16 protein-coding genes are annotated in these 14,945 nt (G+C 38.3%); 4 read left to right on the top strand and 12 right to left on the bottom strand.

All coding sequences use genetic code 11. The features are described from left to right. Positions 1-127 precede the first annotated feature (127 nt). Both I5J82_RS02500 and I5J82_RS02495 read right to left on the bottom strand, forming a co-directional pair. Positions 128-1,024 (bottom strand): AraC family transcriptional regulator, encoded by an 897-nt coding sequence (locus tag I5J82_RS02500; RefSeq protein ID WP_408610373.1) that lies wholly within the window; start codon positions 1,022-1,024, stop codon positions 128-130. Positions 1,025-1,412: 388 nt separating this feature from the next. Beyond that, the gene (locus I5J82_RS02495) at positions 1,413-3,044 is read right to left on the bottom strand and encodes a M4 family metallopeptidase (protein WP_198766522.1); all 1,632 of its coding nucleotides are present in this window, start codon (positions 3,042-3,044) and stop codon (positions 1,413-1,415) included. A 248-nt stretch (positions 3,045-3,292) separates the two neighbouring features. Between I5J82_RS02495 and I5J82_RS02490 the strand changes: the two genes are divergently transcribed. Continuing rightward, positions 3,293-3,736, top strand: coding sequence for an ArsR/SmtB family transcription factor (locus I5J82_RS02490; protein WP_198766521.1), 444 nt, complete (start codon positions 3,293-3,295; stop codon positions 3,734-3,736). Then, entirely contained in the window at positions 3,736-4,983 is a 1,248-nt protein-coding gene (locus I5J82_RS02485) for an MFS transporter (RefSeq protein WP_198766520.1), read from the top strand. Before I5J82_RS02490 ends, I5J82_RS02485 begins: the two co-directional genes overlap by 1 nt. A gap of 19 nt (positions 4,984-5,002) precedes the next feature. On the opposite strand, the gene I5J82_RS02480 is transcribed toward I5J82_RS02485, so the two are convergent. The 4 genes from I5J82_RS02480 to I5J82_RS02465 are packed head-to-tail and all read right to left on the bottom strand — an operon-like array spanning position 5,003 to position 8,450. Continuing rightward, positions 5,003-5,692: an HAD family hydrolase gene (locus I5J82_RS02480; RefSeq protein ID WP_198766519.1), complete on the bottom strand. Its 690-nt coding sequence runs from the start codon at positions 5,690-5,692 to the stop codon at positions 5,003-5,005. Positions 5,693-5,706: 14 nt separating this feature from the next. Further along, positions 5,707-6,270, bottom strand: coding sequence for a GNAT family N-acetyltransferase (locus I5J82_RS02475; RefSeq protein ID WP_198766518.1), 564 nt, complete (start codon positions 6,268-6,270; stop codon positions 5,707-5,709). Positions 6,271-6,290: 20 nt separating this feature from the next. Beyond that, positions 6,291-7,157 (bottom strand): RNA polymerase sigma-70 factor, encoded by an 867-nt coding sequence (locus tag I5J82_RS02470; protein ID WP_198766517.1) that lies wholly within the window; start codon positions 7,155-7,157, stop codon positions 6,291-6,293. 3 nt (positions 7,158-7,160) lie between these two features. Then, positions 7,161-8,450, bottom strand: coding sequence for a phytoene desaturase family protein (locus I5J82_RS02465; RefSeq protein WP_198766516.1), 1,290 nt, complete (start codon positions 8,448-8,450; stop codon positions 7,161-7,163). Between the two features lie 161 nt (positions 8,451-8,611). Between I5J82_RS02465 and I5J82_RS02460 the strand changes: the two genes are divergently transcribed. Next, the gene (locus I5J82_RS02460) at positions 8,612-9,064 is read left to right on the top strand and encodes a universal stress protein (RefSeq protein WP_198766515.1); all 453 of its coding nucleotides are present in this window, start codon (positions 8,612-8,614) and stop codon (positions 9,062-9,064) included. A gap of 46 nt (positions 9,065-9,110) precedes the next feature. Here the strand turns inward: I5J82_RS02460 and I5J82_RS02455 are convergent, their stop codons facing one another. Further along, entirely contained in the window at positions 9,111-9,815 is a 705-nt protein-coding gene (locus I5J82_RS02455) for a polysaccharide deacetylase family protein (protein WP_198766514.1), read from the bottom strand. Between the two features lie 56 nt (positions 9,816-9,871). Continuing rightward, complete coding sequence (locus I5J82_RS02450; protein WP_198766513.1) at positions 9,872-10,369, bottom strand: DinB family protein; 498 nt, start codon at positions 10,367-10,369, stop codon at positions 9,872-9,874. Positions 10,370-10,610: 241 nt separating this feature from the next. Between I5J82_RS02450 and I5J82_RS02445 the strand changes: the two genes are divergently transcribed. Further along, positions 10,611-11,372: a class I SAM-dependent methyltransferase gene (locus I5J82_RS02445; RefSeq protein WP_198766512.1), complete on the top strand. Its 762-nt coding sequence runs from the start codon at positions 10,611-10,613 to the stop codon at positions 11,370-11,372. A gap of 225 nt (positions 11,373-11,597) precedes the next feature. Here I5J82_RS02445 and I5J82_RS02440 read toward each other — a convergent pair whose 3' ends face one another. From I5J82_RS02440 to I5J82_RS02425, 4 genes are all read right to left on the bottom strand, one after another. After that, the gene (locus I5J82_RS02440; protein WP_198766511.1) at positions 11,598-12,236 is read right to left on the bottom strand and encodes a YrrS family protein; all 639 of its coding nucleotides are present in this window, start codon (positions 12,234-12,236) and stop codon (positions 11,598-11,600) included. A gap of 192 nt (positions 12,237-12,428) precedes the next feature. Then, positions 12,429-12,878 (bottom strand): GNAT family N-acetyltransferase, encoded by a 450-nt coding sequence (locus I5J82_RS02435; RefSeq protein ID WP_198766510.1) that lies wholly within the window; start codon positions 12,876-12,878, stop codon positions 12,429-12,431. 134 nt (positions 12,879-13,012) lie between these two features. Further along, positions 13,013-14,266: an L-lactate MFS transporter gene (locus I5J82_RS02430; RefSeq protein ID WP_198766509.1), complete on the bottom strand. Its 1,254-nt coding sequence runs from the start codon at positions 14,264-14,266 to the stop codon at positions 13,013-13,015. 247 nt (positions 14,267-14,513) lie between these two features. Then, positions 14,514-14,852 (bottom strand): RNA polymerase sigma factor, encoded by a 339-nt coding sequence (locus I5J82_RS02425; protein ID WP_198766508.1) that lies wholly within the window; start codon positions 14,850-14,852, stop codon positions 14,514-14,516. Positions 14,853-14,945: the final 93 nt, after the last annotated feature.

The following is a 14,945-nucleotide window of genomic DNA, read 5'->3' as shown; positions in this document are numbered from 1 at the left end:
ATGTATCCTTCCTCGTTTATCAAATTAGATTTTCATTAATATTCAGATTATTAGTTTAACACAAAATTCCATTTTTTTAGATTCAAAAAACCCTTTCTGCTCATTCGCAAAAAGGGCGTAACACCATTTATTTCACTTTTTCAGCTTTCTTAACGAGCGGGATGTAGATGTCGATCTGTTTGTTCTCATCTCCATAGCAGCGTTCATCGTAAAGCTCGAATTCTAACTTTCCGTTATGCTCATATCCTGAATCTGGGAACCATTTGGAGAAGATTTCAACCCACGTTTGCTGGATCGATTGCACGAAATTCTCCTCTGAGGCTTTTGGTGTTGTAAAGACAGCGTACTCCATCTCTTGAAAGCTTCTATAGGACATCCCTTCTGGAGCAGGTGTACCTTTCTCCACTTCCATTCCAATCATATAAACAAACTCACCTGTTGCTGTATTGTACTCTGTGCATAATCCTAGTTCCTGGTTTCTGTTTAGAGGGTTTGGAATCTTTTCTCCTAATTTATTTTGAATATAATTCTGCCAAAACTTTGGAATATCTACATTATTTTGACCATCTGTGTTTCGTGTGTTTAAGTCATACCCGATGATGTGGAAAGCTGGCTTTTTAATGATTTTCATTTCCATGTTTATTCCTCCTATATAACGGTTTATATTAAGGTAAGTCTTTTGATGAAGTGAGACGGGATGAACGGATGCATTACGGTACTCTCGCGGTGATCGGCCATAATGTTTTTTAAAAGCTCGGTTAAACGATTCATGATACTGAAAACCTAGATCAAAAGCGATATCGATTACTTTATCGTCTGATTGCAATAATCGCTTTGCCGCGTGTGAGAGTCTTCTTTTCCGCACATAATCCATTACAGATTCGCCAACTAGAAACTGAAACACTCTATGATAATGAAAAGGCGAGAAGCAAGCGAGCTCTGCAAGCTCCTCTAATGTGATCCTGTTCTGCAAATTCTCTTCAATATAGTCAAGTGTCCGCTGAATGCAATCTTCATAATCCATCTCCATCACCTACCCTACATCCATCATATACACGAACGTTCATTCGTTCTTAACCTTTTTTGCTAAGTTTACTTATTCTATATCGATAGGAGCACCCCTGCTAATGAGGGTTAATTTCATGAGATTGAGCTTGCAATCCCTGGGTTTCGGCTCTCAATCCACGAGTTTCAGCTCTCAATCCACGAGTTTCGGCTCTCAATCCACGAGTTTCGGCTCCCAATCCACAAGTTTCGGCTCCCAATTCACGAGTTTCGGCTCTCAATCCACGAGTTTCGGCTCTCAATCCACGAGTTTTAGCTCCCAATCCACGAGTCGGTAATCGTAGACATTCGCTATTTCCCCACTAAAAAAGCTAGAACCACTAAAGATGGTTCTAGCTTATCAAAATTTATTGAATGCCTACTGCATTAAATGCCTGATTTACCGATGTTACCGCTTGTGAAGAGGCACCATATAGATCTGTTGCCGACTGGACTGCCGCTGCTCTCGCTTGACTGAAGTTTGAAGATGACGTTAAGTATACCGTGTTCATACGATAGAAGATCGCCCCAAGTTTGTCTCGTCCAATTCCGGTAACTGACACGCCGTAATGACTGCCACCCTCACTTAAGAGGTAAGCTGCTTTATTGATGATTCCACTATTGATATGAACCCCTCCGTTGTCACCAGTTCCTGTATAGCGAACAGAATAGTGATCAGGATCTTGGTACTTTGCCGGATCTGACATCGAACGAAGAGCATCTCCTGCTACGGCAGGTGTGTAAACATCTTCACCAATTTCAAAATCAGGATTTTTACCGTTATAATACTCTACTAGTGTCCCAAAGATATCAGACATCGCTTCGTTCAATGCACCTGACTCGTTTTGGTAGACAAGATCTGAACTCGTATCTGTTACGGCATGCGTCAGTTCATGAGCAACTACATCAATGCCGCCAGAGAAGGCGATAAAGTTCGTGCCATCACCGTCGCCGTACACCATTTGCGAACCGTTCCAAAAAGCATTATTGTAGTTTTTATTAAAGTGAACAGATGATTTAATTTGTGCTCCTCTATTATCATAAGAATTACGTCCGTGTGTATTTTTATAATAATCGTAGGTTAAACCAGCAAAGTAATGAGCATCAACGACTGCTTGATCGTATGAGCTATCAAATACATTGTCTGTTCCACTGTATAGTGTCCCCGGCAAGAAGAATTCAGGCAGGAACGTACGGTTCTTCATATCATAGGTAAAGATCCCGTTTCCACGCGTATTATCTTGCATATAATACTTTCCACTGGATAATGTGAGGTTCAGTGTTTTTGTATCACCTAGTACACCTTTTCCTGTTCCAGTCGTGTTCGTTCCAGTTACTTCGTGCATGTCATTATAACGGTTTAGGATTTCACCTGACTGTGCATCAATAAAATAGTTCCAGTTCCCCGGCTCAGGTGTTAAATAGTTTAAGTTTACAAGATAAGCATAATGCGCCTTGCCGTCTTTCATCAGTACGATTTTTTCCGCTTTTGGCTTTTTCTCAAATTCCGGTGTTAGACCAAGTGCTGCAGTTGCGATTGTTACTGCTTTTTTACCACTGATCTGCTTTGCGCTATTTAATTTCGATTGCTTGTCCATTTCTGGAGCAACTTCACCGGAGATCACGGTAAGTTCACCGTTTTTATTGATGTGAGCCACTTGGGTATAACCCCAAATAGGAACACCATTGTATTTTTGCTGAAGTCTTAGAACCGTATTCCCATTTGCTTCTTTCGTACTTTCTAAAATAGAGAACGAGTCTTCTGCTTTAGTTTTTCCTAGTTTAAAGATTGATTTATGACTGTTCACATAATCAAACAGTACCGTTTGTGCAGATGCATTTGATTTGGAAGACAATTTACCAGCTAGAAATGCAGGAGTTCCTGAATCACTACTTACTTTCACCTTTACTTGTTCTGTTGCAGCCATTGCTGATGGTCCGAACGCACCTGCGATTAATGTTGCCGCAATCCCCATTGCAACCCACTTCTTCTTTGTCATTGTCACGCCTCCAATTTCCTTTTATTTACTTTGTATGCAACATCATATCACCTCTCAAACTCTATTTATATGAATTTTCAGAAAGTTAATTAGTTGTTACTAGCGTCAAAAATAGGAAATAAAATCATAGTGTCTGATGGCATATTTTCTTTGTAGTTCTTTTTTACCTAAAATTTGTTAAATAAAAAGAAGGAGATGTTCTAAAAAAATAGAATGATTTATATAATTAGATTAAGGAGGCATAACAAATGACTAATTCCCTTTCCATATCAGCAGATCAACAAAAGTTAATTGCGAATGCGACACGTATTCAAATTATCCACTTATTGAAGGATGAGGAATTAACGGCAAAAGAAGTTGCTGATAAACTGGGAAAAACGGCTGGAACTGTTCATTACCACATCCAACTTCTTTTTAACGGAGGCATTTTAGAACTTGTAAAAGAACAAAAGAAAGGCGGAATCATAGAAAAATACTACCGCTCTAAATCCACTCGTTTTGAATTAATTGACGAAGATAACACTAAACCCTCGTCTATTTCAACCAACCTTTTACTTGATGATGAAGAGAAGAAGCAGTTCCTACTAGAGTTAGAACAGCTTTTCCTTCGATGGGAAAGTCAAGTCACAAATGATAGCGATAGCACTAAAAAAGAATATAAGGTCTTTTGCACGTTTCAGGTGAATGCGTAATGAGGAAACTAAACAGCGAGTGGAAATTTCCCGCCCTATTGTTATCTGCGGTGGGTATTTCATATATTGGTGACTTTATCTACTTAGTTTCTTTAAATTTATTTATCTTTGCAAAAACGGAATCTGTTGCAGCAGTTGCTGGTTTATGGTTAATCGGCCCTCTAGCTGGAATCGTGACAAGCTTATGGTCAGGCAGCTTGATCGACCGTTTAAATAAAAAAACAATCATGATGATTACTGATATTATGCGAGCGCTACTTGTTGCATTAATACCCTTCTTATCAGAGTTGTGGATGATTTATAGTGTTCTTTTTGCCGTTAGTCTCTGCAGTTCATTCTTCAAGCCAGCATCATCAGCTTACACTGTTCAACTCGTCCCTAAAGAAAAATGGCTACGCTATAATTCAATAGCTTCTGTTCTAACAACTGGCGCGCTTGTTATCGGACCAGCTATCGCTGGGGCACTCGTCCACTTTGGTTCGTATCACTTTGCGATCTGGTGTAATGCTGTTTCCTTCCTTTTATCAGCATGCATGCTTTCTTTTCTACCAAGTTTATATGATAAACAAGGAGTTTCTTCTTCCCATTCTAGCAAAATAAGATTAATGATTAATGACTGGAGGATAGTAGGTGATTTTCTAAGAAAACAACGATCATTTTTAACTACATACATCCTTTTTCAAATGATCATGACTTTAGCCATAGCGCTAGATTCTCAAGAAGTCGTTTTCACACAAACTATTATTGAGCTTTCAGAAAGCCAATATAGTTTGCTTGTGAGTATAACCGGAATTGGCTATTTAACCGGATCTTTAATTCTCGCTGTAATGGCTAATAAATTTCCTGTTCCCTACCTTATTGGCTTCGCTTCCACGCTTCTTAGTATAGGGTATGGAATTTATGCCTTCTCTCATTCATTCTTTTCCGCATGTATAGGCTTCATTATTCTAGGTTTCTTTTCAGCATTTGCTAACACAGGATTCCAAACTTTTTTCCAACAAAGTATTCCGTCTAACAAAATGGGGAGAGTTGGAGCAACGTTAGGTTTTTTTCAAAGTATAAGTCTTATCGTTATCATCCTATTTGCTAGTTTCTTAAGTGAGTGGTTAAATGTTAAAGAAGTTGTCATCGGAACATCTATATTAATTATGTTGTTTGCCGTAACACTTAATGTGTTAATGTTCAATTATCATAATAAAAAAGAAATCAATTATAAAAATGCAAAACAAAGAGAGCTAGCACGATAATCTTAGTGCTAGCTCTAGATTAATAGACTTTACTAAATTTCATGCTCTCATGAAGCAGTAAGTCCTGTGGTTTTTTGAGTTTTGGATAACCTGTAGCTTTCTCACTGATCACAGATGGTAAAAACCAGGTCGCTTGAAGTGCTGTCATTCCTGCTTCAGTTGCTCCCCTTAATTCGTCGGATCCTCCATCACCAATAAAAATAGATTCTTCAGGAGTTACACCAAGCTTTTCACAAGCCATTTGATAGATTTCTTTTTGTGGTTTCGCAACTCGTGCTTCATAAGAGAAAATTACTTCATTAAAATAATTAGATAACTCACATGTTTCCCATGCATCCACCTCTTCAGGAGCAGCGTTTGAGATCAGACCAAGCTTTAACCCTTTGGACTTTATAGTTTGAAGAAGCTCAATAACGCGGGAATCTATTTCTTGAAAAGGAATGTTCTTGGCTATCAATCTTTCTTGGTGAACATGCTCGATAGCTTTTAAATTTGGTGAAATTCCATGCGAATGTAATATATCTCTTAACACACTCTGATGATCTGGAAACGTACCATTCATTCTTTGCTCTCTTCTAAGATCCCACTCTACTTTAAAGATTTGTTTATCTAACCCTAATGGTTCAATAGAATACTTAACTTTCTTCCGACCATTTTTCCACTCCGTAATCAACGTTTCATACAAATCAAAGAAAACAGCTACTCCCAAACTCTCTCCTCCTATTAAAATACTTTTGCATAAATACTTGTATCTCGAAGTTTTGTAGTTGAACCAATCTCCATTGAATCATTGCGAAGAATACCTTCTAATGTGAATCCTAAGCGTTCAGGAATCGCTGCACTTTTAATATTTCGTGTGTCACAGCGAATCTCAATTCGACGCGCTTTTAGCTCTTTTGCAGCAAATTCCGTGATACCCTGTACTGCTTCTGTCATGTATCCCTTACCTGAATAACGAGAATCTAACCAATAGCCGATCTCAAATTTTGGAATTTCCCAATTAATACGGTGTAATCCTGATGATGCGATCAAGTTACCATTCTCTTTTAAAAACACAAGTAGCCGCAGATCTTCCCTGCTTAGAAACTTCAAATGTGCTTCTCGAATATTCACTTCTACATCTTCCTCGGTTTGTTCAAAATGTGCGAAAGGAAGCCATGGCTTTAATTCGTCAAGTGAAGCACTTATAGCTTGGAACATCGCTTTGCCGTCTCCGGGCATAGGCATGCGGATCAGCAGTCGATCAGTTGTGAATTCTGTTGGGAAATCTATTAATATGGGTTTCATGTTGTACCTCCATGTATGTGTTAAGTAAGATGAGTTAGTTTGTCAGGGTTTACTACCCAATATATAGTCTGGATGAGATTATTCTTAATCTGTAGTGAAAGAACACCAAATACTTGATTTTCGGCATACAGTACAATTCCTGGTTCGCCATTTACGTTAGTAAATTTGAATGAAAAGTCTTCCGTCGCTTTTGCCATAATTCCCATATAAAAACGAGAAATCCGCTCTGACCCAACAATTGGAAAAACAGCCGCTTTTACTTTTCCGCCACCATCTGATAATAATGTCGCATCCACTGCCAGCAAGCTTAATAGTCTCGTAACATTTCCTGAAACAACCGCTGATACAAATTGTTCAGTTAATGCGGATGCTTTAGGCGGTGACACTTGGTCAGATGCATGATCTCCTATCGCTTTTTTTGCGCGGTGAAAAATCTGTCTGCAGTTCGAACTGCTCTTTCCAACCACTTCTGAAATTGAATCATACTCATACTGTAGAACTTCTCTCAGCAAAAACACAGCACGTTCAGTTTCTGATAACTGTTCTAATAACAGCAAATATGCTGTGGAAAGAGATTCTTTCATCACATAATGTAATGCTGGATCTTCTTTGTTGTCTGTTATTAGTGGTTCTGGGAGCCATGGCCCTACATATGTTTCTCGTTGTTTCCGCGCAGATTTAAGCAGATCCATGCAGCGATTAGTTACGATTTTACAAAGGTAAGCTTTCGGATTTTGAATTTGATCTATGGTTTGCTCACTCCAAGTAATGTACGCTTCTTGCAGGATATCTTCCGCATCTTGCACACTTCCTAGCATTCGAAAAGCTAATGAAAACAAGAGTGACCTATACGTCGTAAATAGCTGATCAGGATAAACATCATTCATCCATTAAGCCTCCCTTTGCAAACGATTTAGTCCTTCATTCTTGATAATGGCTTCCGCTGCTCTTTTAGCACTAGCAAATGCTGTGTCTACCAACATTTCTCCATGTCCCGTTCCGTCTCCTGCAATGTAGAGACCTGGTATTTCAGGTACACCCGGACCGAAGTATTGTTTATCTTGAACGCTAATCGTGTCTTGTACTACAATCATTCTTGGCAGAAACTGCTGAGCTACAAGTTCTTTTCTCCATCCTGGCTGCATGAGATCTAAAATACTCTCAAGCTCTTGTTTATGAACATTTGCACTCTCTTCTTTCTTCGTCCCTAAATATTTGATCATTTGAATAACAATCTCACCATCCTGACTTAATGAACAAGCTCTAGAGTGGTTAGAGAACAGAATATGCTGGTCGATCCCTATCGCAAAATGATGACTCGATCTTGGTAGTTTTTTTAAAGCTACATCTAGGCATGCAGCATATACAGGACGTGCTTGTTGACTCCACTTTTGAAGCAATGTTCCTTCTGCTTCATTTATGAGTTTCATTGATTGATCAGGTCCTGCTGTTAGAATTACATCTGAGACCGCCATCCTTCCCCCATCTGCAAAATATAATTGATGTTGAATTCCGATTTGAATAGAGGAAACCGTCTTGTTTGTGAGAATAATTGCCCCTGCTTCCAAAGCCTTTAAGCGAAGGTTTTCTACGATGGATTGCCAGCCGTTGTTAACATACAGAACACCTTTTAGCCCTAATTTAACTTGTTGAATGACAGCACTCGCTAATTGTTGATGGTAGTCTATGCAATACGTTGATGTTCTGCATAAAGCGTAAAAAACGTTACGCACCATAGGATCCTTTATTTCCTTTTCGGCCCATTCTCGCAAACTCATATGCGGAATAGTTGTGGCATAAATGGTTTGAAGTTTCAACATGACCTTCACAAGCTCCGTCTTCCCAGACCATGTTAGAAGTTTTGTTTTTACCATTGCAGCTAATGATCCTGGCAATTCAAAAAGTTCTCCATTCCAGATCGCATATCCTTTTGTATTTGGTACAGCTCCAGATACATTTACTTGTAACTCATTTAAAATCTTCTCAGCCGCTCCTCCTCTATATAATGCATGCCCACCTAGGTTAAAAAGTGCTCCGTTTTTTGAGGTGGTCTGTGCACGACCGCCTACTTTGCTAGCTTTTTCTAGTACCACAACAGACTTTCCTGCTTGTGCTAAATATACGGCAGATGTCAAACCAGCTATGCCGCCACCAACAATCGCCACATCAAATGTATTCATGTATCATCACTACTTTCTGATTTTACAAACATGACGATTCTGGCTTTTGATTTGTGACAGGAAATCAGTATTTTGTTTACATAAAATATCAAGGGGTAAAGGTTTTATAAGGTGACATTTCCATACATGTTGCCAAATCTGCAAGAAAGGAAATCAACGTGATGTTATATACCAAGATTCTGGTTGCTTTTGATGGCTCTGAAGGAAGTTTTACCGCTCTTCACAATGGTAATGAGATTGCACGGCATACAGGGGCTGAGTTAACGTTACTTTATGTAACCAATGAAATGGTTCGGCCTTTGTATGGTGGCGTACATCCAGGCGGAGTAGCGATTTCAACTGTAGAAGTAAGAGAAGCAGAAATTTTGGAGCAAAGTCATGGCGAAGAAATCCTAAACAGAGCTTTAGGAAGAGTTGATCCTGAAATAAAGAAAACGACAGCCATTTTGCACGGTGATCCAACTGCCACCATTTGTGGATATGCGGATAGCCATAACATCGATCTCATCGTCATCGGTAATCGTGGCCATAGCGGATTTAAAAAGCTTTTCTTAGGAAGCGTCAGTCAAAAAGTTGTTTCTAACGCACATCAACCTGTACTTGTTTCTAAATAACAATTAATTCGTTTGAGGAGCCCTTTAAAAGATGGGCTCCTCTATTTTATTGAACCATTTCAGAAACTGTTTTAAACGTATACCCTTTTTTCTTCAAATTCGTAATGATACCCTTTACAGAATTCATGGATGCTGCACGGCTGTCATACATAACATGAAGCAGAATGATTGAGCCTGGCTGAATATTTTCACTCACATGCTTCTCTATTTTGGTAGAATTAGATGCTATTTCTGGATATGTTTCCGGCTCTATGTTCCAAAGAATTGTTTCTCGATCATGTTTATCTAAGTAATAGGGCAGTCCGATTAACTTTTTACCATATGGTGGACGAAATTGAATCTTCCCCTCATATCCTGCTTTGCGAATCAGCTCATCTGTTGTCTCAATCTCATCTTTAATATAAGAAGGTGTTTTCAAAACCATTCGCTTATGAGAGTAAGAATGGTTTCCGAGCTCATGTCCTGCTGCAACAATTTCTTTTGCTTCTTTCAGGTTCTCTTCTATCTCCCTTCCCGTTACAAAAAATGTGGCTTTAACTTCTTCTTCTTTTAAAATCGTTAGAATTTCATTCGTGTTGTCTGTAGGTCCATCATCGAATGTTAAGGCAACTACCTTTTCAGAAGTATCTGCACTCGTTACTAAACCTCCGAAAAACTGAAAGTCTCTCGAACTGCTTAACTTCAAACCGCTGTACGCTAGTCCAATCAATAGGATGATTGAAAAGCTTACGTATATCGCTATTTTCTTCATCTACATCTCCTTTTTGAAGGTTGATTGGTGTATATCGAGCTATTAGTAAGTAAGGATTATTGATCTGAATACCAATAACTGGTTAAATCTGTCGTCACTGAGCTATAACCGTTTTGACGCAGCATAGCTGTAATATTTCCGCGATGATAAACACCATGAGTCGAGATATGCATCAACATCTCAGAGATACTCGTTTCTCTACGGCCCGCCCATGGCGTATCCAGTATTAAAATCTTATCCAAATCAACTTGATTGTTAAGATACTCCCTATATTGATTGGTTGATTCATTAAACATCTTAATGATTTCCTCAATGCTCTTTGTATCAGATTCAACTTTTTCAATCTCGAGGGCTTCTGTCATATTGATACCTGAAATAATATGAAACCAAAGCTGATCAACGATGGACATGTGTGAAACTACTTTCGAGATGGATGGGAAAACACTCTGCACTGTCTGATGATACACATCATTTCCAAGTTCTGATAACCGATGGAATAACTCCTTGTTCGCCCAAACGTGATAATCGTACATTTTCATAGCATGATGTGTCATAATGCACTCCCTTATTCTCACTCTTACTTCTTTGCCTATTTTCGACAACTCGACAAGATTCCCTCTAATTTATAAGCTTAGGAAGGAACTGGAATTGATTTGAAGAATTAAACTAAAAAAGGTATAAGGAGAACATTATGAATCATTTTGAGCACGAGAAATAAAACCGCTATTATTCTAGGGGACCTCCAACAAAATGTATAGACTCATCATTTAAAGATAAACTTTCGGAGGTGCACGTATGAAACGTGATGTAGATTTTGAAATGTATATTAAGGAAGTTAAGAAACCATTCTCAGGGTGGGATTTTTCATATATAACTGAATCTGGTCGAATGGCAAGTGGAATGCTCTCGTGGTCTTATGGCAGTATGGTCACCCCTCTTATTGGTAAAGTATCATCGATGCTTGACATGGGCACTGGAGGTGGTGAACTTTTGTCCAAACTTCAACCGTTTCCAGCAGTAGTTTGTGCAACAGAAGGGTATCTGCCAAACGTTCCAATCGCAAGAGAACGTCTTGAACCTCTTGGAGTAAAAGTCTTTCAGATCGGTGACGACGATCTTCTTCCTTTTGAAGATCAGACGTTTGACCTTATCATTAATAAACACGAATCCTATTCTCCACTTGAAGTAAAGCGCACATTAACTGATGGTGGAATCTTTCTCACACAACAAGTCGGCGGTTCAGATTGTGCTGAGATTAATACTATGCTTGGCTATCCTATTAATGAAGAATTTTTACATTGGAATTTACGTTTTGCTGAAAATGAACTCCTGGAAAATGGATTTGAGATCTTAGAAGCGAAAGAAGAATTCCCTGTTCAGCGCTTTTATGATATAGGTGCCCTACTTTATTACTTAGAAGCCATACCTTGGCAGGTGCCAGGGTTTAAACTCGAAGATTCACTAGAAAAGCTTTATCACATTCATGAACTGATTCAAATCAATGGATACTTTGAAGTGAAACAGCACCGTTTTCTAGTAAAAGCGAGGAAAAAGTAAGTGAAAGTAAAAAAGCTGGCTAGTAATCGTTCAATTTGAACGTGCTAAGCCAGCTTTTCTTGATAATTTTCAGGTGGGTGGTTTTATAAGATAGAGGTTTACTGTCCAGTTTATTCAAAATACTGTCCAGTTTTCTTAATTTACTGTCCACTTCTAAAGTTTTACTGTCCACTTGTCCTCATTTACTGTCCACTTTCAACATTTTACTGTCCACTTCTTCAGAACTTACTTCTGAACACTCGTCACCATCCAGCCTTTTTGATCCACCCACTCGAGGTTCACGGTGTATTTTTCGTTTGGCTGTTTATTCGGACTTACTTCTGCAACTGATTTTTGAGGACTGCCGCCATTACCGATCTTCCACACTGTCATGTTTTCATCGAGTCCTGTAGCAAGACGAATCGCTTTTAGCTTTTCATTCCAATCCACGCTGCCTTCTTCATAACTAGAAGTATGCGGTCCTGTTTGTGACGTACCGATCGGCTCGTTTAGAACAGGTTTGTCCCCTGAAGCTTGTTGTTCTTTCTTTTCCGCTTCAGCTTTTTCTGCTTTTTTCTTTTTATCCGCTTCTTTTTCAGGATCTATGCCAATCTCTTCAGATGGTTCTTGTTTTTTAGCTTTATCGTTATTGTTTCCTTCTTTTTCTTCACTTTCCTCATCTTCATAAGCACTTTCGTTATCCGGCTGAAGTTTTACCACTTTATGTTTTGGTTCTTGATTTGTTTTTTCTTTCCTTGGCTCCTCTTCACTACCCAGCAGCAGCGTATCTTTTGGCAAGAATAATAATGCTAAAAGAATAGCTCCTAACGCACTGAATAAAACGACATTTCTCTTTTTTGACTTCTTGCGTTCTGATCTTCTCATCTATATCATTCACTCCTTCGTAACAAACTTTCCCTTTCGAGATGAAACAAAACAAAAAGAACTCCAATAAAACATGGAGTTCAACTATTTTACAAAACTTTTATATACTCAACATTAATTATTCGAAAATGTTATTTAAAAATTTGAGGGTAATCTAAGATTTCAGAAGTTTTTGCCAACATCATATATGTATTAAATTTCTAGCACTACAGCCATTTCTTTGCCAAACCTATCACCTTTATCAACAAATCCTAAGCTCTCATACAGTTGATGTGCTCCCTTATTCTCCGGGTGATACCCCACTACAATTACTTTAGGATTTAACAAAGTCTTCATTTCATCAATCATCAACTGTGTTGCGATCTTACCAATTCCTTTTTGCTGATAATTTTTATCGATCATAATCCGATAAATCCAATACCCATCTAATTCTTCTTCCATTGAGTTGAACATAAGAAATCCAACTGTTTTATCTTCCAAAAAGATAGCGTAAGGCTTTAAGCTTGGTTCAAATTTGGATTGAGCTATGGAAACTGCGTTAGGTTCGATATGGCTCATCTGATCATCTGCTACTTCTAAAAAGCAACATTCATACCAATTTTCTGCATTTAATTCTGCGATTTTCACTTGGTTTTGTGTCATAAGTTCTCCTTTGGTTGTCGTCACTTTCTCAATTTTACCATAATCTCTCATTTTATAAAGGTAAATAGTTTCAAGTTGGTTCTAACATGTAAAAAAACAGTGTCTTCCCATTAATGAAGACACTGCATTTTTAATTAGGCTACAGACTTTTCTTGTTTCGCCGCTAGTTTTTTCATATCAAAGCGGACTAGTATAGATACGATGAGCGCTATAATAAACAAACCAGAAAAGAAAGTTAAACTGTTTGCATAAGAACCTGTTGTATCTTTAATCCAAGCCGCGAATAATGGTCCCGCAAGACCTGCCGCTGCCCATGCCGTTAAGATGTAACCATGAATCGCTCCAACCTGTTTTGTTCCAAATAGGTCACCAATGTAGGCTGGTATTGATGCGAATCCTCCACCGTAGCAAGTATAGATAACTGCCAGCATGACTTGAAAAAGAATCGATGATGAAGTTTGTGGCAACATGAAAAAGAGTGCGATCTGTAAAACGAAAAATGTCGTATATGTATTAGGTCGCCCGATATAGTCTGAAATGGATGCCCATCCAATTCGCCCAAAACCATTAAATAATCCCAATACACCTACAAGCGCTGCAGCTTCAGCAGTTGTTAATCCAATACTTTCTTCAGCAAGAGGTTTTGCGGCAGAAAGTATTGCAATACCACATGTAACATTGATGAAAAGCATAATCCACAAATAATAAAAACGTCTTGTTTTAACAGCTTCGTTAGCTGTTAGTTGTGAAAGGTCTTTTTTAATTTTCACTTTTCCGCTTTCTACATTTTCCTTAAATCCAGCAGGAAGCCATCCTTCTTCTGGTTTTTCCAAATAAAGCGAGGACAATGTCATTACTGCAAAATAAGCAATTCCTAAAATAAAGAAAGTGTTTGCGACACCAACAGATTTAATAAGTGCGTCCATAATAGGTGAACTGATCGCTGCTGCAAAACCAAAACCCATAATAGCAAGTCCTGTTGCTAAGCCACGACGATCGGGAAACCATTTTATCAGTGTAGATACAGGTGCAATATAACCTACTCCGAGTCCGATCCCACCAAGTACTCCATAAAAGAGATAAAGCAGTGTTAAAGACCCGATATTGACTGCAATACCTGAGCCAGCAATTCCTATTCCAAAGAAAATGGCTGCAAGCAAACCCGCTTTCTTTGGACCATGTTTTTCAACAAAATGTCCTAAAAAAGCAGCCGACAAACCTAGAAATAGAATAGCGATACTGAATGTCATCTGTACTTGTGATGCCGTCCAGCCGAATTCCTCAATCAATGGATTTGTAAAATTGCTCCAAGCATACACGGAACCGATTGAGATATGTATTCCCACCGCTGATAGAGCAATAAGCCAACGATTTTTAGACTTTTTCATCCTTAATTCCCCCCTATAAAGTTAATAAAGTTAAACATTCATGAAACTTACCTTAATGGAAGACAAATAAAAAGACAACATTCAAAAGTACTTATTTTTTCAAATAAGTCCATTGTAGAATGTTGTCTAAAAGCTCTACATACTCGTGCAGAGCGTTCATTCATCATTAAAAGTAGAATAGAAAAAGTACAGATCGTGTATTTTCTCCATTACTTTATTTACATTAGTTGTAAGCGTATTTATAATATCAGATCGTTGCATTATTCGCAACATAATTTTTCGACTTTTTCGACAATAGGCGAGTGATGTGGATTTCTTCCCGATCTACGCATTTTATTTTACATAATTTTATCAAATAACTGGATAGAAATTTATCTTTTATTTTTGTGTAATGGTTTGGGTTTTCCCATAGTTCCCGAAATACTTCGCACAAAACCTGCTCAGCCACTCGCTTATCACCTGTTATTCGGAGAGCAACTTGAAATAATAGTGTGCTATATGAATCGACCATTTGTTTTAAGGCTTTGGAATCTTTTTGCAGCAATCGGTTTAATACCTTACTATCAAGGTCATGTTGTATGTTCATTTTAGCAACACCCTCCTTTACTGGCTTGGATATTTTTCCTTTCCCATAAGTTAAAGTAGTTAAACATTTAACACTACATTTGTTTAACATTTT

The organism is Fictibacillus halophilus, assembly GCF_016401385.1.
In the GTDB taxonomy this organism is placed as follows: domain Bacteria; phylum Bacillota; class Bacilli; order Bacillales; family Fictibacillaceae; genus Fictibacillus; species Fictibacillus halophilus.
This window is presented reverse-complemented; position numbering and strand designations above follow the sequence as displayed.